The sequence below is a fragment of the Streptomyces sp. NBC_01465 genome (assembly GCF_036227325.1).
Classification (GTDB): domain Bacteria; phylum Actinomycetota; class Actinomycetes; order Streptomycetales; family Streptomycetaceae; genus Streptomyces.
In genome coordinates this window covers 737996-759035 of the sequence record NZ_CP109467.1, presented here as the reverse complement: position 1 = coordinate 759035, position 21040 = coordinate 737996, and the positions used below count along the sequence as shown (strand labels likewise).

21 protein-coding genes and 1 riboswitch are annotated in these 21040 nt (G+C 70.5%); of the genes, 11 read left to right on the top strand and 10 right to left on the bottom strand.

Annotated elements, in window-relative coordinates; genetic code table 11:
* The first annotated feature begins 23 nt into the window (after nucleotides 1–23).
* The 3 genes from OG707_RS03320 to OG707_RS03310 all read left to right on the top strand — a co-directional run bounded on the left by OG707_RS03320 (nucleotide 24) and on the right by OG707_RS03310 (nucleotide 2745).
* A complete protein-coding gene (locus tag OG707_RS03320) occupies nucleotides 24–497 on the top strand; it encodes a bifunctional nuclease family protein (protein ID WP_033327106.1) in 474 nt (157 codons plus the stop codon).
* 167 nt (nucleotides 498–664) lie between these two features.
* Entirely contained in the window at nucleotides 665–1231 is a 567-nt protein-coding gene (locus OG707_RS03315) for a MerR family transcriptional regulator (RefSeq protein ID WP_443071259.1), read from the top strand.
* A 56-nt stretch (nucleotides 1232–1287) separates the two neighbouring features.
* A complete protein-coding gene (locus tag OG707_RS03310) occupies nucleotides 1288–2745 on the top strand; it encodes a DNA polymerase IV (protein ID WP_329114135.1) in 1458 nt (485 codons plus the stop codon).
* On the opposite strand, the gene OG707_RS03305 is transcribed toward OG707_RS03310, so the two are convergent.
* A complete protein-coding gene (locus OG707_RS03305; protein ID WP_329114133.1) occupies nucleotides 2670–3038 on the bottom strand; it encodes a PRC-barrel domain-containing protein in 369 nt (122 codons plus the stop codon). The genes OG707_RS03310 and OG707_RS03305 overlap by 76 nt on opposite strands.
* Before the next feature lie 114 nt (nucleotides 3039–3152).
* Nucleotides 3153–3252, top strand: a riboswitch (glycine riboswitch).
* Nucleotides 3253–3439: 187 nt separating this feature from the next.
* Here OG707_RS03305 and gcvP point away from each other — a divergent pair.
* Nucleotides 3440–6325, top strand: a complete 2886-nt coding sequence (gene gcvP, locus OG707_RS03300; protein WP_329114131.1) for an aminomethyl-transferring glycine dehydrogenase — start codon at nucleotides 3440–3442, stop codon at nucleotides 6323–6325.
* Nucleotides 6326–6390: 65 nt separating this feature from the next.
* Here the strand turns inward: gcvP and OG707_RS03295 are convergent, their stop codons facing one another.
* Nucleotides 6391–6597 (bottom strand): DUF5999 family protein, encoded by a 207-nt coding sequence (locus OG707_RS03295; RefSeq protein ID WP_329114129.1) that lies wholly within the window; start codon nucleotides 6595–6597, stop codon nucleotides 6391–6393.
* A 257-nt stretch (nucleotides 6598–6854) separates the two neighbouring features.
* The gene (locus OG707_RS03290) at nucleotides 6855–7439 is read right to left on the bottom strand and encodes a hypothetical protein (protein WP_329114127.1); all 585 of its coding nucleotides are present in this window, start codon (nucleotides 7437–7439) and stop codon (nucleotides 6855–6857) included.
* Nucleotides 7440–7915: 476 nt separating this feature from the next.
* Here OG707_RS03290 and OG707_RS03285 point away from each other — a divergent pair, with 476 nt between their 5' ends.
* Nucleotides 7916–9424 carry a glutamate-cysteine ligase family protein gene (locus OG707_RS03285; RefSeq protein ID WP_329114126.1) on the top strand — a complete coding sequence of 503 codons (1509 nt, stop codon included), beginning with the start codon at nucleotides 7916–7918 and terminating at the stop codon, nucleotides 9422–9424.
* Here the strand turns inward: OG707_RS03285 and OG707_RS03280 are convergent.
* Nucleotides 9419–11194 carry a substrate-binding and VWA domain-containing protein gene (locus OG707_RS03280; protein WP_443071258.1) on the bottom strand — a complete coding sequence of 592 codons (1776 nt, stop codon included), beginning with the start codon at nucleotides 11192–11194 and terminating at the stop codon, nucleotides 9419–9421. The genes OG707_RS03285 and OG707_RS03280 overlap by 6 nt on opposite strands.
* A 109-nt stretch (nucleotides 11195–11303) precedes the next feature.
* Between OG707_RS03280 and OG707_RS03275 the strand changes: the two genes are divergently transcribed.
* A complete protein-coding gene (locus OG707_RS03275; protein WP_329114122.1) occupies nucleotides 11304–12104 on the top strand; it encodes a CPBP family intramembrane glutamic endopeptidase in 801 nt (266 codons plus the stop codon).
* A 61-nt stretch (nucleotides 12105–12165) separates the two neighbouring features.
* On the opposite strand, the gene OG707_RS03270 is transcribed toward OG707_RS03275, so the two are convergent.
* On the bottom strand, nucleotides 12166–12975 hold the full coding sequence (locus OG707_RS03270) for a PhzF family phenazine biosynthesis protein (protein ID WP_329114120.1): 810 nt from the start codon (nucleotides 12973–12975) through the stop codon (nucleotides 12166–12168).
* 141 nt (nucleotides 12976–13116) lie between these two features.
* On the opposite strand from OG707_RS03270, the gene OG707_RS03265 reads away from it, so the two are divergent.
* Entirely contained in the window at nucleotides 13117–13707 is a 591-nt protein-coding gene (locus OG707_RS03265) for a PadR family transcriptional regulator (RefSeq protein ID WP_329114118.1), read from the top strand.
* 79 nt (nucleotides 13708–13786) lie between these two features.
* Here OG707_RS03265 and OG707_RS03260 read toward each other — a convergent pair whose 3' ends face one another.
* Together OG707_RS03260 and OG707_RS03255 are read right to left on the bottom strand one after the other, a co-directional pair.
* Nucleotides 13787–14215 carry a type II toxin-antitoxin system Rv0910 family toxin gene (locus OG707_RS03260; protein ID WP_329114116.1) on the bottom strand — a complete coding sequence of 143 codons (429 nt, stop codon included), beginning with the start codon at nucleotides 14213–14215 and terminating at the stop codon, nucleotides 13787–13789.
* 78 nt (nucleotides 14216–14293) lie between these two features.
* On the bottom strand, nucleotides 14294–14473 hold the full coding sequence (locus tag OG707_RS03255; protein WP_329127593.1) for a hypothetical protein: 180 nt from the start codon (nucleotides 14471–14473) through the stop codon (nucleotides 14294–14296).
* 200 nt (nucleotides 14474–14673) lie between these two features.
* On the opposite strand from OG707_RS03255, the gene OG707_RS03250 reads away from it, so the two are divergent.
* From OG707_RS03250 to OG707_RS03240, 3 genes are all read left to right on the top strand, one after another.
* The gene (locus tag OG707_RS03250) at nucleotides 14674–15243 is read left to right on the top strand and encodes a Clp protease N-terminal domain-containing protein (protein ID WP_443071470.1); all 570 of its coding nucleotides are present in this window, start codon (nucleotides 14674–14676) and stop codon (nucleotides 15241–15243) included.
* Nucleotides 15244–15280: 37 nt separating this feature from the next.
* Nucleotides 15281–16258: an EamA family transporter gene (locus tag OG707_RS03245; protein ID WP_329114112.1), complete on the top strand. Its 978-nt coding sequence runs from the start codon at nucleotides 15281–15283 to the stop codon at nucleotides 16256–16258.
* Between the two features lie 168 nt (nucleotides 16259–16426).
* A complete protein-coding gene (locus OG707_RS03240) occupies nucleotides 16427–17383 on the top strand; it encodes a DMT family transporter (protein WP_329114111.1) in 957 nt (318 codons plus the stop codon).
* Here the strand turns inward: OG707_RS03240 and OG707_RS03235 are convergent.
* Together OG707_RS03235 and OG707_RS03230 are read right to left on the bottom strand one after the other, a co-directional pair.
* Entirely contained in the window at nucleotides 17365–18006 is a 642-nt protein-coding gene (locus tag OG707_RS03235) for an FMN-binding negative transcriptional regulator (protein ID WP_329114109.1), read from the bottom strand. The genes OG707_RS03240 and OG707_RS03235 overlap by 19 nt on opposite strands.
* Nucleotides 18006–18671, bottom strand: a complete 666-nt coding sequence (locus OG707_RS03230; RefSeq protein WP_329114107.1) for a pyridoxamine 5'-phosphate oxidase family protein — start codon at nucleotides 18669–18671, stop codon at nucleotides 18006–18008. The genes OG707_RS03235 and OG707_RS03230 overlap by 1 nt, the downstream gene beginning before the upstream one ends.
* Nucleotides 18672–18706: 35 nt before the next feature.
* Here OG707_RS03230 and OG707_RS03225 point away from each other — a divergent pair, with 35 nt between their 5' ends.
* On the top strand, nucleotides 18707–20038 hold the full coding sequence (locus tag OG707_RS03225) for an aminotransferase class I/II-fold pyridoxal phosphate-dependent enzyme (RefSeq protein WP_329114105.1): 1332 nt from the start codon (nucleotides 18707–18709) through the stop codon (nucleotides 20036–20038).
* Here OG707_RS03225 and OG707_RS03220 read toward each other — a convergent pair.
* Nucleotides 20029–20994, bottom strand: a complete 966-nt coding sequence (locus OG707_RS03220) for a DMT family transporter (protein WP_329114103.1) — start codon at nucleotides 20992–20994, stop codon at nucleotides 20029–20031. The genes OG707_RS03225 and OG707_RS03220 overlap by 10 nt on opposite strands.
* Nucleotides 20995–21040 lie beyond the last annotated feature (46 nt).

Here is a 21040-nt window from a genome sequence, read left to right as displayed (position 1 = left end):
CGGGCACGTCCTAGGGTTGCTGTGTGAACGAGCTCGACGTTGTGGGTGTCCGGGTGGAAATGCCCTCCAACCAGCCGATCGTTCTCCTGCGTGAAGTGGGAGGCGATCGGTACCTCCCCATCTGGATCGGACCGGGGGAGGCGACCGCGATCGCCTTCGCACAGCAGGGGATGGCGCCCGCGAGGCCGCTGACGCACGACCTCTTCAAGGATGTCCTGGAAGCGGTCGGCCAGGAACTCACCGAGGTCCGCATCACGGATCTGCGTGACGGTGTCTTCTATGCGGAGCTGGTCTTCGCCAGTGGGGTCGAGGTGAGTGCGCGGCCGTCCGACGCCATAGCGCTCGCGCTGCGCACCGGCACGCCGATCTACGGCAGTGACGGGGTGCTCGACGACGCGGGAATCGCGATCCCCGACGAGCAGGAGGACGAGGTGGAGAAGTTCCGCGAGTTCCTCGACCAGATCTCGCCCGAGGACTTCGGGACCAACAGCCAGTGACGTTCCGGCAGGGTCCCGTCAGCACATTCGAGTAGCCTTTCCCCGAAGAGGGGCACGGGAAACCACTCTCAGGGTGATTATCACTCGGCGTGCCGAGTGTGGCGATCGTTGACGCACCCCGGGTGACTGCCTACCGTCGAGAAGGCAGGTCAAGGACGGAGGTCGTCGTGAGCAGCAGCGTTGACGGTACGGCGGCGGGCGGGCCGTATCCGCATCACGGCGGAGCGGTCGAACATGTGGCCGACACGGTCGGATACCGGGGGCCGACCGCTTGTGCGGCGGCGGGCATCACCTATCGGCAGCTCGACTACTGGGCGCGCACGGGCCTCGTGGAGCCGAGCGTTCGGCCCGCGTACGGGTCGGGCACCCAGCGGCTCTACAGCTTCAGGGATGTCGTCGTTCTGAAGATCGTGAAGCGATTCCTCGACACGGGGGTCGCACTGCAGAACATCCGCACCACGGTCCAGCATCTGCGGGACCGTGGTTTTGTCGATCTCGAGCGGATGACGTTGATGAGCGACGGCGCGACGGTGTACGAGTGCACCTCGCCCGACGAGGTCGTCAATCTGCTCCAGGGCGGCCAGGGGGTCTTCGGCATCGCTGTGGGCGTGGTGTGGCGGGACGTGGAGAGCGCGCTCTCCCAGCTGCACGGGGAGCGGGTCGACACCGGCGAGACGCTGGTCGGGCACAACCCCTCCGACGAGCTGGCCAGGCGGCGCAACCGCGCCGTCTGAGCGGCCGGGGCGCCGCCGGCGGCCGATTGTCAGTGGCGTAGGGCAGCATCGGTGATGTGAGAGCCGCGCCCACCATCCTGCATCTGGACATGGATGCCTTCTTCGCCGCCGCAGAGCAGGCGGCGAAGCCGAGTCTGCGCGGGAAACCGGTGGTGGTGGGCGGGCTGGGGCCGCGCGGGGTGGTCTCCACCGCTTCGTACGAGGCGCGGCGCTTCGGGGTGGGGTCGGCGATGCCCATGGCGCAGGCGCGGCGGCTCTGTCCCAACGCCGCCTATCTGGTGCCGCGGTTCTCGTTGTATCGCGACGTGAGCAACCAGGTCATGGAGCTGCTGGCGCAGTTGTCGCCGCTGATAGAGCCGCTCAGCCTGGACGAGGCCTTCGTGGATCTGGAGGCCGGCGGGGCCGCCGACGACTCGGGGTCCGCGCGGGCGGTCGGTGAGCAGCTGCGGAAGGACATTCTGGCGGTCACCGGCCTCACCGGATCGGTGGGGCTCGCCGGGTCCAAGATGCTGGCCAAGATCGCGTCTGAGCAGGCCAAGCCGGACGGGCTCGTGCTGATCGAGCCCGGGACCGAGCGTGAGCTGCTTGCGCCGATGACCGTACGGACGCTTCCCGGCGTGGGGCCCGCCACCGAGGACCATCTGCGGCGGGCAGGGATGGCGATCGTCTCCGATCTCGCCACGGCGGGCGAGGACGAGCTCGTACGGCTGCTGGGGAAGTCGCACGGCGCCTCGCTGTACCGGATGGCCGTCGGGCACGACGAGCGGCCCGTGGTGGCCGAGCGGGACACCAAATCGGTGTCGGTCGAGGACACCTTCGATGTGGATCTGCACGACCGGGTGCGGGTCAGGACTGAGGTGGACCGGCTCGCCGTGCGGTGTGTGGAGCGGCTGCGGGGCGCCGGGAGGTCGGGGAGGACCGTTGTGCTCAAGGTGCGGCGGTACGACTTCTCGACGCTGACCCGGTCCGAGACGCTGCGCGGGCCCACCGACGACCCCGCGGTGGTGCGGGAGGCCGCAGGGCGGCTGCTGGAGTCGGTGGACACCACGGGCGGTGTGCGGCTCCTCGGCGTGGGTGTCACGGGTCTGGCCGACTACACCCAGGAGGATCTCTTCGCGCAGGCCGCCACCGAGCGGGCCGCGCTGGAGGAGGACGCGGAGGAGGTGGCGCCGCGGGAGGACGGAGCGGCGCCGGTGGAGGAGGAGAGCGTGCCGCCGGCCGAGCGGCGCTGGCCGGCGGGTCATGACGTACACCATGCCGAATTCGGAGCGGGGTGGGTCCAGGGGAGCGGGGTGGGGCGGGTCACGGTCCGGTTCGAGGAACCCTGGTCGGTGGTGCCGGGGCGGGTGCGGACGTTCCGGGTGGACGATCCCGGGCTCGAGCTGTCGCAGCCGTTGCCGCTCGTACGGACCGGGGATGCGGACGGGGCTGGGGACGGTCAGTCGTTGTCGCCCGCGAGCCGGCCGAAGTCGCGGTCCGGGGCAGAGGCGGGGGCCGAGACGTCGAGTCCGTAGTGGTGGTAGAGCTGGAGCTCCTGCTCGGGGGAGAGATGGCGACCCACCCCGAAGTCCGGGGCATCTTTGATCAAGGATCGCTCGAAGGGAACTCGAAGGGTGTCGTCGACGAGTTCGCTCGGCTCCAGGGGGACGAAGGCGTCCCTGCTGAAGAGGCCGGTGCGGACGGCTGCCCACTCCGGGACGCCGGTGGCGTCGTCGAGGTACACCTCGTCGACCGTGCCGATCTTGGTGCCATTGCGGTCGAATGCCTTGCGGCCGATCAGGCTGCGCGGATCGATGTCGGTCTGCACGGTCCCTCCAACTGGTCGCAACTGCTCTGTAAACACTACAAAAGTGCAGATCTGGGATGCCGTCCACTCGAAGACCTGGTGGTCCGGTGCGCTGGTAGGCTGGCGCACGGCTGCTGACCCCGCGCGGGAGAGTCCTCCGACGGAGATCGTCCGGGGGCGCCGAAGGAGCAAATCCTCCCCGGAATCTCTCAGGCACACGTACCGCGTGGACGAGGTCACTCTGGAAAGCAGGGCGGGCGTCGGGCGGGCACGTTCCGGAGCTCTCCCTCACCGACGGTGAAAGCCGGTGCGCCTTGTGCGGGCCGGTGAAACTCTCAGGTTGAGATGACAGAGGGGGAGGCCGTTCGGGCACCCGCGCCGTGGTGCCCCTCGCAGGTCGCGTCGACCAGGAGGCCTCCGCCATGACCGCCAACCGCATTCCGCTCTCCCAGCTGGAGCGTGGCATCCCCTTCGAGCAGCGCCACATCGGGCCCGATGCCGGGGCGCAGGCCAAGATGCTCGCCCAGGTCGGCTACGGCTCCCTGGACGAGCTGACCGCCGCCGCGGTGCCCGAGGTGATCAAGAGCGCCGGGGCGCTGCAGCTTCCCGACGCGCGGACCGAGGCCGAGGTCCTCGCCGAGCTGCGTGTCCTCGCCGACCGCAACCAGGTCCTTTCGCCGATGATCGGGCTCGGTTACTACGGCACCTTCACGCCGCCGGTGATCCTGCGCAACGTCATGGAGAACCCGGCCTGGTACACGGCGTACACGCCCTACCAGCCGGAGATCTCTCAGGGCCGTCTCGAGGCGCTGCTCAACTTCCAGACCGTCGTTGCCGATCTGACCGGTCTGCCCACCTCGGGTGCCTCGCTGCTCGACGAGGGCACCGCGGCCGCCGAGGCCATGTCGCTCGCGCGGCGGGTGGGCAAGGTCAAGAACGGGGTCTTCCTGATCGACTCCGACACACTTCCGCAGACCGTCGCCGTCATCGAGACGCGCGCCGAGCCGACCGGTGTCGAGGTCGTCGTCGCCGACCTGAGCGAGGGCATCCCCGCCGAGGTCGCCGAGCGCGGTGTCTTCGGAGTGCTGCTGCAGTACCCGGGCGCCTCCGGTCGCGTACGGGACCTCAAGCCCGTCATCGAGCAGGCCCACGAGCTCGGCGCGATCGTCACCGTCGCCGCCGATCTGCTGGCGCTGACGCTGCTCACCTCGCCCGGCGAGCTCGGTGCGGACATCGCGGTGGGCACCACCCAGCGGTTCGGGGTGCCGATGGGCTTCGGTGGTCCGCACGCCGGGTTCATGGCCGTACGCGAGAAGTTCGCGCGCAGCCTGCCGGGCCGGCTGGTCGGGGTCTCCGTCGACGCCGACGGCAACAAGGCGTACCGGCTGGCCCTGCAGACCCGCGAGCAGCACATCCGCCGGGAGAAGGCCACCAGCAACATCTGCACCGCCCAGGTGCTGCTCGCCGTCATGGCCGGCATGTACGCCGTCTACCACGGCCCCGACGGTCTGCGGGACATTGCCCGGCGCACCCACCGTTACGCCGCGATCCTGGCCGAGGGGCTGCGGGCCTCGGGCGTCGAGGTCGTGCACGGCAGCTACTTCGACACCCTGACCGTACGGGCCCAGGGGCGGGCCGCCGAGGTCGTCGCCGCCGCCCGTGAGCGGGGCGTCAACCTCCACCAGGTCGACGCCGACCATGTCTCCGTCGCCTGCGACGAGACCACCACACGCGTCCAACTGGCCGCCGTCTGGGCCGCTTTCGGGGCCGAGGGCGATGTCGAGGCGCTCGACGCGCAGACCGACGACGCACTGCCCGGTGCGCTGCTGCGCGACGACGAGGTGCTCACCCACCCGGTGTTCCACCAGCACCGCTCCGAGACCGCGATGCTCCGCTACCTGCGCAAGCTCGCCGACCGCGACTACGCGCTGGACCGGGGCATGATCCCGCTCGGCTCCTGCACCATGAAGCTGAACGCGACCACCGAGATGGAGCCGGTCACCTGGCCCGAGTTCGGGGCGATGCACCCGTTCGCGCCGGTCGACCAGGCCGCCGGGTACCTGACGCTCATCCATGAGCTGGAGGACCGGCTCGCCGAGGTCACCGGGTACGACAAGGTCTCCCTGCAGCCCAACGCCGGTTCGCAGGGCGAGCTCGCGGGGCTCCTGGCCGTCCGTGCGTACCACCGGGCCAACGGCGACCTGCAGCGCACCGTCTGCCTCATCCCTTCCTCCGCGCACGGCACGAACGCGGCCAGCGCCGTGATGGCCGGCATGAAGGTCGTCGTGGTGAAGACCGCGGACGACGGCGAGGTCGACGTCGCGGACCTGCGCGCCAAGATCGAGCAGTACCGCGACGAGCTGTCGGTGCTCATGATCACCTACCCGTCCACCCACGGCGTCTTCGAGGCGCACGTCGCCGACATCTGCGCCGAGGTGCACGAGGCGGGCGGCCAGGTCTACGTCGACGGCGCCAACCTCAACGCGCTGGTCGGTCTGGCCAAGCCGGGCAAGTTCGGCGGCGACGTCTCGCACCTGAACCTGCACAAGACCTTCTGCATCCCGCACGGCGGCGGCGGCCCGGGCGTCGGTCCGGTCGGTGTGCGCGCACACCTGGCGCCGTACCTGCCCAACCACCCGCTCCAGCCGACCGCGGGCCCCGAGACGGGCGTCGGGCCGATCTCGGCCGCTCCGTGGGGCTCCGCGGGGATCCTGCCGATCTCGTGGGCGTACGTACGCCTCATGGGCGGCGAGGGACTGAAGCGTGCGACGCAGGTCGCGGTGCTCGCGGCCAACTACATCGCCAAGCGGCTCGAGCCGCACTACCCGGTGCTCTACACCGGCCCCAACGGGCTGGTCGCGCACGAGTGCATCGTCGACATGCGGCCGCTGTCGAAGGCGACAGGCGTCAGCATCGACGACATCGCCAAGCGTCTGATCGACTACGGCTTCCACGCGCCGACGATGTCGTTCCCGGTGGCCGGGACGCTGATGATCGAGCCCACCGAGAGCGAGAACCTCCACGAGCTCGACCGGTTCTGCGACACGATGATCGCGATCCGCGGCGAGATCGAGCGGGTGGCGTCGGGCGAGTGGCCGGTGGACGACAACCCGCTGAGCAACGCCCCGCACACCGCGAGCGCACTCGGTGGCGCATGGGACCACCCGTACAGCCGCGAAGAGGCGGTCTTCCCGGCCGGAGTCTCGGCCGCGGACAAGTACTGGCCGCCGGTGCGCCGGATCGACGGGGCTTTCGGGGACCGTAACCTCGTCTGCTCCTGCCCGCCGCTGGACGAGTACGACAACTGACAGACACAAGAGGGGCCGGTTCCGGGGATGTCACCCGGGCCGGCCCCTTCGTCGTACCTGCGCCGCTAGGCGGCGGCCACCACCTGTCCCACGCCCAGGGGACGGTGCGGTGCGATGATCCGTCCGTCCGGCAGCAGCTCGCCGGTGTCCTCGAAGAGGAGGACGCCGTTGCACAGCAGGCTCCAGCCCTGCTCCGGGTGGTGTGCCACGAGGAGCGCGGCCTCCCGGTCGGCGGAGGCGGCTGTCGGGCAGGGTGGCTCGTGCTGGCACATGGATGCGTTCTTTCGCTGTGTCGTAGTGAGTGCGCTGACTGTCCTGCGGCTCGAACTCGTGTTCATGGCCGCCCCCCGGTTTCATCGGTCCGTTCCCAGTGTTGCCCCACGGACGTCAATCCGCAGGGATTTCGCGGCAGCACTTCCTACTACTCCATGACGCATCACCCGTGCGGACGGTTCAGCTCAACTGCACTGTCCCTTCGGGTGGTTCGGGGTGGCCGGTACGGGCTAGTCCGGATGGGGCGGTCGGTGGATCAGACGCGGGTGGTCAGGAGCGGTGGCGTCAGGCGCAGCGTCATCACGGGCAGCAGGTCGGCGACCCGGCGCGGGCGGTGGGCGGCGATGCCGGGCGGCGCGGGAGCGAGCGGCACCAGGAGGTCGGTGGGGGCGGGCATGGAGTCCGCGGGGTCGGCCTCGCAGTCGCCGTGCAGCCAGAGCGCCAGCATGTAGAGCTCGGGGATGGACAGCAGGCGCGGCTGGAAGTGCGTCTTCATCGCCTCGGCCTGGCGCAGGGCGTGCTCCGTGGAGGCGATGTAGGGGCCCTCGAAGAAGTGGGAGAAGGTCCAGCCGTCCGGCGTGAGGGTCGTCTCCGCCGCCGCCACGGCACGGTCGCCGCTGCGGATCAGGAAACGCCAGCCGGTCAGGCGGGTGCGGGGTGGCCGGCTGCCCGGCACGATCCGGTCCAGTACGTGGACCGGGAGGGGGAGTTCGGGGGTCAGGGGACCGGTGGCGGAGCGGAGGGCAGGGGTGCGGGCCTCGCGTACGGCGGTGGGGGAGCCGAGTGCTACGAGGACACTGCGCAGGGCGGGCGCGGGAGCCGGGGGGACATGCAGCGGCATGATGAGTCGCCTCTCACTTTTCGGAGACACGGTGACGCATGGGCGGTGCGGACGGCGATGTCAGCTTGCGGGGCCGGAGGGGGGCCGGGTGCGTGGGCCGGGGCGCCAACTCTCAGGCTCGTTCGCGGAGTTTATACGACACGTGTTCACACGATGTTTCGTCTAGCTGTCGCCGGTATTGCGGGCAAGTCGGTATTCGGCCCGAATTCGGTGGGCATTTACCCTATTTGGCAACGGTGCACCACCCTGGCCTCGGAAGAGGCTGCTCGAGCGGTCGGCCGAAAAGCGTCGGCGTTTTTCACCACGCCGGTACGGCCGGTAACTGCGGCATGCGTCATGCCGATGGAATGTGCCAGGGCAAGGCTACTCGCCGACGGGTCGTCCGCGGGGCGTTATGGATCAGTCAGCCTGGGCATTATCGACCGTGACGCGAGCGGCTGTTGCCGCAGGCCGCCCACTCGAGGAGGGACGCTTCGATGGGGGAGAAGGTCGTGGCAGGCGGCTTCGAGCTGTCCGATCGGCAGAGGTACCGGAGAAAGCTGCAGCAGTGCCTGGAGGGGCTGGAGAGGCTGCTGGAGGAGAGGCGGTTCGACCGGCCCAAGAATCTGATGGGGCTGGAGATCGAGCTGAATCTGGCCGGTGGCGACGGGATGCCCCGGATGATGAATGCCGAGGTTCTGGAGCGCATCGCGAGCCGTGATTTCCAGACCGAACTCGGAATGTTCAATCTGGAAGTGAATATTGTCCCGCACCGGCTCGGCGGCCGGGTATTCGATCAACTCGCGGAGGAGCTGCGCACCGGTCTTGCGTACGCCCACCGCAAAGCGAACGAGGTCGACGCCGGGATCGTCATGATCGGAATTCTGCCGACGCTGGCCCAGCGTGATCTGGTCTCCGCGAACCTCTCCGACGTGGACCGCTACATGCTGCTCAACGACCAGATGGTGGCGGAACGCGGCGAGGACTTCGTACTCGACATACAGGGCGTCGAGCGGCTGACCTGCACCTCCGGGTCGATCACCCCGGAAGCGGCCTGCACCTCCGTGCAGTTGCACCTCCAGGTCACCCCGGGCCGCTTCGCCGATGTGTGGAACGCCGCACAGGCCATCGCTCCGGTGCAGGTGGCGGTCGGTGCCAACTCGCCGTTCCTCTTCGGCCGCGAGCTGTGGCGCGAATCGAGGCCGCCGCTCTTCCAGCAGGCCACCGACGTCCGCCCGCCCGAGCTGCAGGCCCAGGGCGTACGGCCGCGGACCTGGTTCGGGGAGCGCTGGATCGACTCGGTCAAGGACCTCTTCGAGGAGAACCTCAGGTACTTCCCGCCGCTGCTGCCGATCTGCGACGAGGAGGAGCCGCTGCGGGTGCTCGACGACGGTGGCATACCGAAGCTGCAGGAGCTCGTGCTGCACAACGGGACGGTCTACCGCTGGAACCGGCCGGTGTACGGGATCGCCGACGGCGTCCCGCATCTGCGCGTGGAGAACCGGGTGCTGCCCGCCGGCCCCACCGTCACCGATGTCATGGCCAACGCCGCCTTCTACTACGGCCTGGTGCGGGCCCTGGCCGAGGACGCGCGGCCGGTGTGGCGCCGGATGCCCTTCGAGGCGGCCGACCGCAACTTCGACGCCGCCTGCCGGTACGGGATCGACGCCGAGCTGGAGTGGGTGCGCCCGGGGCGGACCGGCGGCATCACGAAGGTGCCCGCGGTGAAGCTCGTACGCGATGAACTGCTGCCCCTGGCGGCCGCCGGCCTCGATGCCTGGGGCATCGAGCCGGCCGACCGCGACCACTACCTGGGGGTGATCGAGGAGCGGTGCAGGCGGCGGGTCAACGGCGCGTCCTGGCAGGTCGACACGTACCACCGTGCACTGGAGGCCGGCCTGGAGCGGGAGGCCGCGCTGGCCGCCACCACCCGGCGCTACGCCGAGCTGATGCACCGGGGCGAGCCGGTGCACACCTGGCCGGTGGGGTTCCCGGGGCGGTCATGACGCCTTGGCGCTGGCGGCCGCGATCACCGCCTTGAGGAGTACGGCATGGATGTCCGCCGGGTCGTTGACCTGGTAGCCGGCGCCGCCGGTGGCCTCGGCGACCTGCTCGACCTCCGTCTTGTCGGTGTCGGGACCGACCGCGATCATGATCAGCGGGACGGGGCGGTGGATGTCGTTGAGCTGCTTGAGCTTGGCGATCAGAGCGGACCGCGAGATGCCGTTCTTGTCCTCGTTGACACCGTCGGTGAGAACGACCACCGCATTGAACTTGCCGCTCACATACGTCGCTTGCGCGTCCTTGAAGGCGGCGAGTGTCGTGTCGTACAGACCTGTCGCACCGCCCGGCACCGGCTCAAGAGCCGAGAACGCGGCGGAGAGGCGGTCGCGCTGGGTGCCGCCGCCCTTCACCGGATCGCCGAGGCGGACCGTCTCCACGCGCTTGCGGTAGTCGCGGTCCCCGTCGAGCCGGGTGGCGAAGTCCCACAGGCCGATCTCGTCCTCCGGTGTGAACTGGGCGAGGGCCTGCAGGAGCGAGGCCTTGGTGACGTCCATGCGCGTCTGGGAGCTGCTGCCCGGTACCAGTGTGGCCATGGAGCCGGACGCGTCGACCACCGTGGTCAGCCGGGCGCTCTGGACCGTGATCGTCCACATGCCGAGCGTCTCTTCGAGCTCCTGGTCGGTCAGCGGCTCGGGCGGTTCCTTGGTGTACGGCTGCGGCGGGAGGCCGCCCGCGGACTTCACAGTGGTGTTGCTGACGGGCTGGTCGGGGGTTCTGAAACCGTACTTCTCGATGGTGTGCCGGGCCGAGTCCTCGCCCAGCAGCGTCATGAAGCGCAGGGCCGCACGGCTCTGGTCCGTGGTGTGGGCGGCCTCGTCGACCAGGGTGTACGGGTAGTCCAGCTGCGGCGCGCCGTCCTTGGGGTAGAACAGGTCGAGCTTTTCGGCGGCGGACGCGGTGTTGTGGGCGAAGGCCGACTGCTCGGAGACGATCAGGGCCTGATTGCGGCGCGGATTGCCCTTCTCCGCGGCCGAGTCGTCGCGGGCGAGCGTGTCCAGGACCTGGCTGTCGCCGTCGGATATTCGCTGGGAGAGCACCTTCGCGGCCGCTGCGACCTGGGTCCCGCTGTCCGGGCCCGTACCCGCGGAGCGGCTGATGCTGCTGAGGGCGAGCAGACCGGTGGCGCTGCGGGCCGGGTCGGCCGCACCCAGGTGGATCTTGTCCGACTGCATGGAGGCTCCGGCCAGTTCCGCCCAGGTGTACGTCTTCCGCGGCCAGCCCAGTGACTTGGCGGCCGAGGGCACCATGCCCAGTGTGACCGGTGACGCGGCGACATTGCCGGACGCAGTGATCGGGACGCTCTTGCCCGTCGCCTGGGCGCGCTGCACCCACAGCTGGGAGTCCGGCAGCCAGATCTCGAAGTCCGGCTTGGCGGACATGGTGCTGAGGGCGTCGGAGACCTTGTACGAGTCGCGGGCCGTGACAGTGATGTCCATGCACTGGCCGTCGGTGGTGACCTTGTCCTTGCGGATGCGGTCGGCCACCGTACGGACGGCGGGAGCGATGTCGGGGGAGGCCACGAGGCGCAGTTTCACGGCGGAGTCGGAGCACGAGGTGGAGAAGCCCAGGAGCCCGCCCTGGGCCGCCAGTGCCGTGCCTGTCGCCACGCACAGGACCAGCATGGTGGCGATGGCCACCGTCCTGCGGCGCACTGGCGGTCGGACCCGGGTTCCCCCTGGCTCGAACTCATCGGGCAAGCTGTGACGTCCCATGCGGTGGTGCCCTTCCCACGGCCTGTCGTGTGCGATCTTCGTACCTGCCTCCGAGACCCTAGCGGGACGGTGGTGGGGATGAGGCGGGAACGGTCAACTGGAGGCAGGTGTGCAGGCGGAGGCGGGACGCGTGGCTGATTCTCTTCCCACAGAGGGGATCTCGCGACGGATCTTCCGGTCCGAAACGGTGCTGGTGCTGGCGCTTTCGCTCGGCGCGAGCGGAGTTTCGGCGCTGATCAGCTTTATCGGGTCGCTGACGAAGCCCGGCGGACTGAAGCAACAGGCCGCCACGCTCGTCGGCTCGTACGCGCCCGGGCGGCCGTGGCTTGATCTCGCCTGGCAGGTCTTCGGCATCGCGACCGCGCTGGTGCCCGTCGCGCTGGTGGCGCATCTCCTGCTGCGGGAGGGCGCCGGGCTGCGGGCGATCGGCTTCGACCGGAGCAGGCCGTGGCCGGATCTGGGGCGCGGGACGCTGGTCGCGGCGGGCATCGGGAGCGTCGGGCTCGCCTTCTATCTGGGGGCGCGGGCCGCGGGGTTCAACCTGACCGTGGTGCCGGAGTCGCTGCCGGACGTGTGGTGGAAGTTCCCGGTGCTGATCCTCTCCGCGGTGCAGAACGCCGTACTGGAGGAGGTGATCGTCGTCGGGTATCTGCTGCGCAGACTGGGGCAGTTGGGGTGGTCGCCGATGGCCGCGCTGGCGGCGAGCTCGGTGCTCCGCGGCTCGTACCACCTGTACCAGGGGATCGGCGGCTTCGTCGGGAACATGGCCATGGGTGTGGTGTTCGTGCTGCTCTACCGGCGCTGGGGACGGGTGGGCCCGCTGGTGGTCGCGCACTCGCTGCTCGACATCGGGGCCTTCGTCGGGTACGCGCTGTTGGCCGGCAAGGTGGGGTGGCTGCCGACGGCGTAGGCGCATGCGCAGGGGGCGTACGGATTTCTCCGTACGCCCCCTGAGGCGTTCTCGGGGTCGGTCAGGCGTGGAGTTCGCCGTCGATCACCGTGGCCGCCGATCCGGTCAGCAGGGTGCGGTCGCCGCGCAGTTGTGTCCGTACGAGACCGGAGCGGGCCGAGGCCTGCAGGCCGGTCAGCGTCTCGCGGCCCAGGCGGGCCGACCAGAAGGGGGCGAGCGCCGTGTGGGCGCTGCCGGTGACCGGGTCCTCGTCGATGCCCACGCGGGGGAAGAAGCCGCGCGAGACGAAGTCGTAGCCGCGCGAGGGGTCTTCGGCCGCCGCGGTGGCGATGATGCCCCGCCGGGAGTGGGCGACCAGGGCGGGGAAGTCGGGTGTGAGGGCGCGTACGGCCTTCTCGTCCGCGAGCTCGACCAGCAGGTCTCCGACGTGGTCCGAGGTGTCGTGGACCGACACCACCTCGGCGCCCAGAGCCTCGGCGACCCCGGCCGGGGCCTCGACCGGGGTGAGCGAGGACGTCGGGAAGTCGAGAGTGATCGTGCCGTCCTCCTGGGCCGTCGCCGTCAGGATCCCGCAGCGCGCGGCGAAGCGGACGGTGCCGGTCGCCGCGCCCGTGGTGTGCAGGACATGGGCGGTGGCGAGCGTGGCGTGGCCGCACATGTCGACCTCGGTGGCCGGGGTGAACCAGCGCAGCGCCCAGTCGGCCTCGCCGCCCGCGGGCAGCGGGTGGGCGAAGGCGGTCTCCGCGTGGTTCACCTCCGTGGCGACGTGTCGGAGCCAGACGTCGTCCGGGAAGGAGTCGAGGAGCAGGACCCCGGCCGGGTTGCCGGCGAAGGGGCGGTCGGTGAAGGCGTCGACGATTCGAATCCGCATGCCCCCGACGGTAGTGGCGGGGGAAAGCCGCAGGCCAAGGCCAATCTCGGGGATCTGGACTCTTCGGGTGTTGCCAAACGAACTGTTCCGATATATCGTTGACGCATCGCGACAGATCAACGATGGAAGGAAGTGTTTGCGATGCGTTCCCATACACATGGAAATTGCGGTCCCGGCCATCAGGGTCGGGGCGACTTCGAGGGGCGTCGTGGCGCCTTCGGCCCGTTCGGGCCGCCGTTCGGCGGGCCTTTCGGACCTGGAGGGCGTGGCGGCCGGGGCGGTCCCAGGGGGAGGGCGCGGCGCGGAGACGTGCGTGCTTCGATCCTGGCGCTGCTCAAGGACCGTCCGATGCACGGCTACGAGATGATTCAGGAGATCGGTGAGCGGAGCGGCGGCGCCTGGCGCCCCAGCCCCGGATCGGTCTACCCGACGCTCCAGCTGCTCGAGGACGAAGGCCTCATCACCAGTGAGAGCGAGGGCGGCAAGAAGCTGTTCACGCTCACCGACGCCGGGCGCACCGCGGCCGCCGAGGGGCCCGAGGCTCCTTGGGACGATGCCGGGCGCGGCGTCGACTGGGAGACGATGAACGAGATCCGCCAGGCCGGCTTCGGTCTGATGGAGGCGTTCGGGCAGGTCTGGAAGACCGGCACCCCGGACCAGCGCACGAAGGCGCTCTCGGTCATCACCGATGCCCGTAAGAAGCTGTATCTGATCCTCGCCGACGAAGACTGATACGCCCTGATAGCCCGAACACTGAGGCGCCCCACGGAGATCCGTGGGGCGCCTCAGTGCGTTGGTGTCGGCAGGTCGTTCAGGTGACCAGGCCGTTGAGTTTACGGAGCGACTCGTTGAGCGCTGCGGTCGCCGAGTCCTTGAGCTTGCCCGCCATCAGCGCCACCGCTGCGCCGGTGAACTCGCTGTCGATGCGGAGTGTGGTGGCGTCCCCGTCGGGGATGAGCGTGTAGCGCTGGCTGAGGGCGACACCCATCGGGCCCTTGCCGCGGATCGCGAGCACCCGGGCGGTCTCCAGCTCGTCTATGGTCCAGTTCACCTCGGCCGGGAAGCCCATGAGCTTCATGTTCTCCTGGTACGTGGTTCCGGCCTCCAGCGTCTCCGGCCCGCCCTTGGGGAAGTCGGTGTGCGTCATGCTCCACTCGCCGTACGAGCCGAAGTCGGTCAGCTGCGACCAGACCTTCTCGGCCGGTGCCTCGATACGTGCCTCCGCGCTGACTTCGGCCATGCGACCACCCCTTCTCGTCGGGTTGTGATGTCGCGCAAAGTAGCTGGCCGGCGCGGAACATTCAATACTGATGAACTGTCAGGTCTGCCAGATCTCCGCGGAGTCGAACCAGTCGCTGGCGCGCGGCCGGCGCATCTCGTCATGGCAGTGGAAGGCGGCCCAGAAGAGGTCGCCGTGCAGGGCGTCGTGCGGTGCGTACACGCGGTACACGTACTGCCGTCCGTCCTTCGCGAGAAGGGCGACCAGCCACACGGGCATCGGGTCCTCCGTCTCGTGGTGGCCGGGGTGGTGGTGTTGTGGGTGGGAGACGAGTGCGGGGCGGGCATCGGTTGCGTCGGCGGCGCGTGGCAAGGCGGCGCGCGCCCCCGGAGCGTTTTTCTGGCGTCTCATCCGCAAGGAGGAGAAGTCGGTCGTACGTGCCCACCTTCTGTCGGATGCGGAAATGGGCCCCCGCGGGGATGGATCGGGCGGCGGCGCCTGATGAGGTGGGAGATGTGCAAAGTTCTGTCCGGCCCGGAGACCAGCCCGCCCCGCCCCGTGCCGAGATCGAGGCCAGACTCACTGTGGAGCTGGCGACGGTGGTCACAGGCGCGCGCCGGCGTGCGCTGCGGGACGGCGACCGGCAGATCGACACTGCCCATCTGCTGCACTCGGTGATCGAGACCGATCCCGAAGTGCGCTCCGCCTTCGACGGTGGGCCCCAACTGGCCAAGGTGCTGGGCTACCTCGTGCAGCGCTCCATCGGGTACGGACTGAGATGGCAGGGGTCGGTGGAGGACTCCGGCGCGCTGCCCGTCGTGCGCGAGGCGGGGGTCGCCGGCTGGGCACCCAGTGCGGTCACCGCCATGGAGGGTGCGCTCGCGCGGGCCGACGGGCGCGGCGACCGACGGGCGTCCGGGCGCGATCTGCTTGCCGCACTCGCCGAGGACCGCGGCAGCCGTGCGGTCGAGGTGCTGATCCATGCGGGGGTGGACGTGGAGGCTCTCGCGGACCGTCTCGCGGAGGAGCCGTCTCGACAGGTGTCTTAGAGGTGACGCTCATGACGCCAGCTGTCATGATGTGCCGATGCACGCTCAGGGGAGGAGCGTCGGCCTGGGACTTGCCCTGCTGTCGGCGCTCGCATTCGGTGGTTCAGGGGTCGCGGCCAAGCCGCTGATCGAGGCGGGGCTCGACCCGCTGCACGTGGTGTGGCTGAGAGTGGCGGGCGCCGCGCTCGTCATGCTGCCCGTCGCCTGGCGGCACCGGAGTCTTGTACGGCGCAGGCCCGTTCTGCTCGCCGGGTTCGGACTGCTCGCGGTCGCCGGGGTGCAGGCCTGCTACTTCGCGGCGATCTCCCGGATCCCGGTCGGGGTCGCGCTGCTCGTCGAGTACCTCGCTCCCGCGCTCGTGCTGGGCTGGGTGCGTTTCGTACAGCGCAGGCCGGTGACCCGGGCCGCCGCGGTCGGAGTGATCCTCGCCGTCGGCGGACTCGCCTGTGTCGTCGAGGTCTGGTCGGGGCTCAGCTTCGACCTGGTGGGCCTGCTGCTCGCGCTGGGCGCGGCCTGCTGCCAGGTGGGGTACTTCGTCCTGTCCGACCAGGGGAGCGACGGGGAGGACGCGGCCGACCCGCTCGGTGTCATCGCGTACGGACTGATCGTCGGAGCCCTCCTGCTGACGGTTGTCGCCCGGCCCTGGGGCATGGACTTCTCGCTGCTCGGCGGGCACGCGGACATGAACGGGACGGCGGTGCCCGCCTGGCTGCTGCTGGGGTGGATCGTGCTGATCGCCACCGTCGTCGCGTACGTCACCGGTGTCGTCTCCGTGCGGATGCTCTCGCCCCAGGTCGCCGGCGTCGTCGCCTGCCTGGAGGCGGTCATCGCGACCGTGCTGGCCTGGGTGCTGCTCGGGGAGCATCTCTCCGCGCCGCAGATCGTCGGCGGGGGTGTGGTGCTGTTCGGCGCCTTCATCGCCCAGTCGTCCACGCCTAAGGCGCCTGCGGGGCCCGTGGCCGGTGAATCCGTGGGCGGGGCAAAGGTGTTGCAGGTCACGGATGCCGCCACCTAGGGTGACGCGCATGCCTTTGACCGTACTTCCGCCTCCTGCCGCCTAGCGCGGGCGGCTGCCTTTTTCTGACGTCGACCATGCCCGGGGTGTTCCCCGGGCGGTCCGTCGCTGCCCGCGCACAGAGCTGAGCGATCCACTCATCCCTGTCTGTGTGCGGAGAGAAGTCACGTGTCGAACACTGCTGTTGGGCTGCCCGTCGGGCGCAGCCTCGTCTTTCTGATCGTTGCCGGAATCGCCTGGGGCACCGCGGGTGCCGCAGCCTCGCTGCTCTACCGGGCCAGCGATCTCGGGCCGGTCGCCCTCACCTTCTGGCGGTGCGCCGGAGGGCTCGCGCTGATGCTGGTGGTACGGGTGCTGCGCCGCCCCCGTGCGGCGGCCAGGACCGTCGAACCACGCCGTCGCAAGGTGGCGCGCATCGCCACGACCGGATCCGCTTTCACCGTCTTCCAGGTCGCCTACTTCGCCGCGGTGCAGGACACCGGGCTCGCGGTCGCCACTGTCGTCACGCTCGGCGCGGGGCCCGTACTCATCGCCGTCGGGGCGTGGTTGACCATGGGGGAGCGGCTCGGCGGCGGCGGAATCGGCGCCGTGGCCGGGGCTCTCGGCGGCCTCGCGGTACTGGTCCTCGGGAGTGGCGGCGGGGCGGTCCGGCCCGCCGGAGTCGCCTGGGCGCTGCTGTCGGCCGCCGGGTACGCGGGCATGACGCTGCTGACGCGGCGCCTCGGCAGGTCGGGCGGCGGCGGTGACCCCCTCGCCACGGCCGCCTGGTCGTTCGCGGTCGGCACGGTCTGCCTGCTGCCGCTCGCCGCGGCCGAGGGTCTGATGCCGCACGCGGCCGACACCGGCCAGGTGGTCTGGCTGCTGGTGTACGTCGCCGCCGTGCCGACCGCCCTCGCGTACGCGCTCTACTTCGCGGGCGCCGCCGTGGTCCGGGCCGCGACCGTATCGGTGATCATGCTGCTCGAACCGGTCAGCGCGGCGGTCATCGCGGTCACCGTGCTCGGCGAGCAGCTCACGGCGGCCACCGTGGCGGGGACGCTGCTGCTGCTCGCCTCGGTCGCGGGCCTCGCGTACGGAGAGCTGCGGGCAGCGTCGGCCGCCCGGCGTCAGGCGCTGCTGGTCTGACGCCTGCGCAGCTGGTGGGCGCGCGCGGCCTCGTCCAGGGGGCCGCCGCGTCCGGCCAGCCCTTCGGCGATCCGGTCCTGGACGTCGAGGGGCTTGTGGCTCGCGTACTTGAACTTGGCCCGTACACCGGTCACTTCGAGGCGCAGACCGCGGATGCCGGAGAGCATGCGCCCGTACGGAGCCTCGCCGAGGGCCGCGGCGGCCGAGCCGCCCTCCGGCTGGAAGTGGGCCATCTGCAGGTTGAGCAGCGCCGCCTTCTCCGCCGGATCGTCCACCAGGTGCGCGGTGCAGCGCAGTTGGACGGCCGCGTAGAAGCTGGTGGGCACCCCGTGGTCGGACGGGGTGCCCACGGGCGCCTGCCAGGGGCCGGGGACGAACGCGTAGTCGTCCACCACGCTCAGCAGGACCTCGGGGCTCGCCTCCAGGGCGGGCCAGATCGGGTTCGGGCGGGCCAGATGGGTGAGGACCTCGCCGCGCTCGGTGTCGTACGCGAAATGCATGGGCTGTACGGACGGGGGCTCGCCCGGCAGTCCGTTGACCGCGAGCTGGCCGAAGTCGTGGGTGGCGAGCCACTGTTGCCACTCGCTGTCGTCGTGCGGTGCGTCCCAGGGGTGGATCAGCATCAGAGGGCCTTGAGGTAATCGGGGAGGGTGACGGCGGGGTCGAGGTCGTCGGCGGGGAGCGGTGTGCCGTGGCCGCGGGTCAGCGGGACGACGCCGGCCCAGTGGGGGAGCGCGAGGTCTTCGGGTTCGTCGTTCGAGGGGCCCGTGCGGAGCTTGGCCGAGACCTCGTCGAGGTCGAGGCGGAGCACGGCGGTCGCCGCGAGCTCCTTGGCGTTGGCCGGGCGGATGTCGGCGGAGCGGCCGGGGACGACGCCGTCGACGAGCGCGTCGAGGGCGGCGGAGCGCTCCTCGGGGTCGGTGACCTGGTGGGCGGTGCCGTGGATCACGACCGAGCGGTAGTTGAGGGAGTGGTGGAAGGCGGAACGGGCCAGGACCAGGCCGTCGACATGGGTGACGGTGACGCAGACGGGCAGGCCGGGGTCCTGCTCGCCCGCCATGCGCAGGGGGCGCGAGCCGGTGGAGCCGTGGAGGTAGATGCGCTCGCCGATGCGTCCGTAGAGCGTCGGGAGGACGACGGGGGCGCCGTCGCGGACGAAGCCGAGGTGGCAGACGTAGCCCTCGTCGAGTATCGAATGCACCAGTTCGCGTTCGTAGGAGGCACGTTCCCGGGAGCGGGTGGGGACGGTGCGCTCGGTCGGCTCGTAAGGGACTGCGGGCTCCGACATTGCGTCCTCCATTGCACTAGTGCATAATCTGCTTTGTGCTAGGAGCGTACGGAATCGAAGGTCGCCGCGCAATGGACATTGCCGCGAGCGTGGAGCAGGCCGTCGGCGCGGGCCGCCTGGAGCCGGGGCAACTGCTGCCCCCGCTCAGGGAGTTGGCGACCGAGCTGGGCGTCAATCCGAATACCGTGGCGGCCGCCTACCGGACCCTGCGCGACCGCGGAGTGATCGAGACGGCTGGGCGCAAGGGCAGCCGGGTGCGGCCGCGGCCTGCCATCTCGGCGCGCGAATCCATCCGTACGGACGTCCCCGACGGCGTACGCAATATCTCCAACGGCAACCCGGACCCGGCCCTGCTGCCCCCGCTCGGCGAGGCCCTCGCCGCGGCCGCGCACCACAACGACGAACACCCTGGCCTGTACGGACAGGACGCCGTCGACCCGGAGCTGGCCCGCCTGGCCCGCGCCGCGTTCGACGCCGACGGGGTGCCGGACGGGCGGATCGCGGTGGTCTCCGGGTCGCTCGACGGCATCGAACGGGTCCTGGCCGCGCATCTGCGCCCCGGTGACGCGGTCGCCATCGAGGACCCGGGTTGGGGCGCCCTGTTGGACCTGGTACCGGCGCTCGGCCTGCGGCCCGTACCCGTCGCGCTCGACGACGAGGGGCCGCTGCCCGGCGAGGTCGAACGGGCGCTGCGCGAAGGGGCCAAGGCGCTGATCGTCACCGCGCGGGCGCAGAATCCGACGGGCGCGGCCGTGGGCGGCGTACGGGCGCGCGAGCTGCGGGCCGTGCTGGCCTCGTACCCCTCGGTGCTGTTCGTCGAGGACGACCACGGGCACGGAATCGTCGATCTGCCGCTGCATCCGCTGTCCGGTGTCACGGACAAGTGGGCCTTCGTGCGGTCGACTTCGAAGGCGTACGGCCCGGATCTGCGGCTCGCCGTGCTGACCGGCGACGCGGCCACGGTCGACCGTGTGCTGGGGCGGCAACGGCTCGGTCCCGGCTGGGTCAGCAGGCTGCTGCAGCGCGCCGTCGTCCACCTGTGGAGCTCGGGCGCCGTGGATGCGCGCGAGGTCTCGCGAGCGTACGCGCGGCGCAGGGACGCGCTGGTGGAGGCGTTGCGGGCACGAGGTGTCGACGCCCACGGCCGCAGCGGCATGAATGTCTGGGTGCCCGTACCGGACGAGACGGGTGCGGTGGCACGGCTGCTGCACGCCGGGTGGGCCGTCGCGCCGGGGGCGCGCTTCCGGATGGCGGCGGCGCCCGGGGTCCGCCTCACCGTCTCCACGATGTCCGACGACGACATCGGGCCGGTCGCCGACGCCGTGGCGTCCGCGTCCGGCCCGGCGCCCGGGCGGCGTTACGACTGAGGTGCCGCCCGCTTCCGGGGCCTGGTCTGGGTGAGGGCGGCCCCCGCGAGGACGATCAGGGCGCCGACCGGGGTGTTCCAGCTGAGGCTCTCGCCGAGCACCGCGACGCCGGCCGCCGTGGCGATGACGGGGATGAAGTACGTCACCATCTGGGCGGTGGTCGGGCCGACTTCGGCGACCAGGCCGTACTGGAGGAGCAGCGCGACCCCGGTGCCGAGAGCGCCGAGCGCCACCACCGCGAGTAGCGGGACCACCGGGAACGAGGTGGGCAGGGTGGTGAACAGCGGGGTGATCAGGGCCAGTTCGAGGGTGGCGACGAAGAGCTGCGAGCCGGTGATCGCGAGGTTGGAGCTGCCGGTGTGCGCCAGGGTGCGGCGGAGGTAGATCCAGCCGACCGGGTAGCAGAGCGAGGCGAGCAGGGCCATCGCCGTGCCCCGGTAGTCCAGGCCCGAGAAGCCCTGCCAGACGCCGAGCACGGTCAGCACACCCAGGAAGCCGACGCCGAGTCCGGCGACCCGGCGGCGCGTGGGGCGGTCCTCGGAGAGCGCGACCATCGACAGGGCCATGCCCCAGAGCGGCGAGGTGGCGTTGCAGATACCCGCGAGCGTCGAGGGGATCGTTTGCTCCGAGTACGCGAAGAGCGAGAACGGCGCCGCGTTGAGGAGGAGGGCAGCGACCGCGAGGTGCATCCAGGTGCGGGCGCCGCGCGGCAGCCGGTCGCGCTTCACCAGCATCGCGACCGCGAGGACCGCCGTACCGAAGAAGAGCCGCCCGAAGGTGACCTGGAAGGGGGCGTAGCCGTCGGTGCCGACCTTGATGAGAAGGAAGCTGAAACCCCAGATGAGCGAGAGCACGGCGAAGCGGATGCGCCAGTCGACGGTGGGGCGGGCGGTGGTGGCGGTGATCGGGGTGGTGGCCGGGGCTGACACGGTCCGGTGCGGGGTCGCGGTGCTCATGGGGAACAGCTTGCCGGGGGACAACGTCGTAGCACAATCGAGAAAA

Excerpts from the sequence above, each read along its gene's own strand:
- gcvP (WP_329114131.1), top strand. The coding sequence starts at position 3,440 with ATGACCGCCAACCGCATTCCGCTCTCCCAGCTGGAGCGTGGCATCCCC.
- OG707_RS03295 (WP_329114129.1), bottom strand. The coding sequence starts at position 6,597 with ATGTGCCAGCACGAGCCACCCTGCCCGACAGCCGCCTCCGCCGACCGG.
- OG707_RS03290 (WP_329114127.1), bottom strand. The coding sequence starts at position 7,439 with ATGCCGCTGCATGTCCCCCCGGCTCCCGCGCCCGCCCTGCGCAGTGTC.
- OG707_RS03285 (WP_329114126.1), top strand. The coding sequence starts at position 7,916 with ATGGGGGAGAAGGTCGTGGCAGGCGGCTTCGAGCTGTCCGATCGGCAG.
- OG707_RS03280 (WP_443071258.1), bottom strand. The coding sequence starts at position 11,194 with ATGGGACGTCACAGCTTGCCCGATGAGTTCGAGCCAGGGGGAACCCGG.
- OG707_RS03270 (WP_329114120.1), bottom strand. The coding sequence starts at position 12,975 with ATGCGGATTCGAATCGTCGACGCCTTCACCGACCGCCCCTTCGCCGGC.
- OG707_RS03265 (WP_329114118.1), top strand. The coding sequence starts at position 13,117 with ATGCGTTCCCATACACATGGAAATTGCGGTCCCGGCCATCAGGGTCGG.
- OG707_RS03260 (WP_329114116.1), bottom strand. The coding sequence starts at position 14,215 with ATGGCCGAAGTCAGCGCGGAGGCACGTATCGAGGCACCGGCCGAGAAG.
- OG707_RS03255 (WP_329127593.1), bottom strand. The coding sequence starts at position 14,473 with ATGCCCGTGTGGCTGGTCGCCCTTCTCGCGAAGGACGGACGGCAGTAC.
- OG707_RS03250 (WP_443071470.1), top strand. The coding sequence starts at position 14,674 with ATGGATCGGGCGGCGGCGCCTGATGAGGTGGGAGATGTGCAAAGTTCT.
- OG707_RS03245 (WP_329114112.1), top strand. The coding sequence starts at position 15,281 with ATGCACGCTCAGGGGAGGAGCGTCGGCCTGGGACTTGCCCTGCTGTCG.
- OG707_RS03235 (WP_329114109.1), bottom strand. The coding sequence starts at position 18,006 with ATGCTGATCCACCCCTGGGACGCACCGCACGACGACAGCGAGTGGCAA.
- OG707_RS03230 (WP_329114107.1), bottom strand. The coding sequence starts at position 18,671 with ATGTCGGAGCCCGCAGTCCCTTACGAGCCGACCGAGCGCACCGTCCCC.
- OG707_RS03220 (WP_329114103.1), bottom strand. The coding sequence starts at position 20,994 with ATGAGCACCGCGACCCCGCACCGGACCGTGTCAGCCCCGGCCACCACC.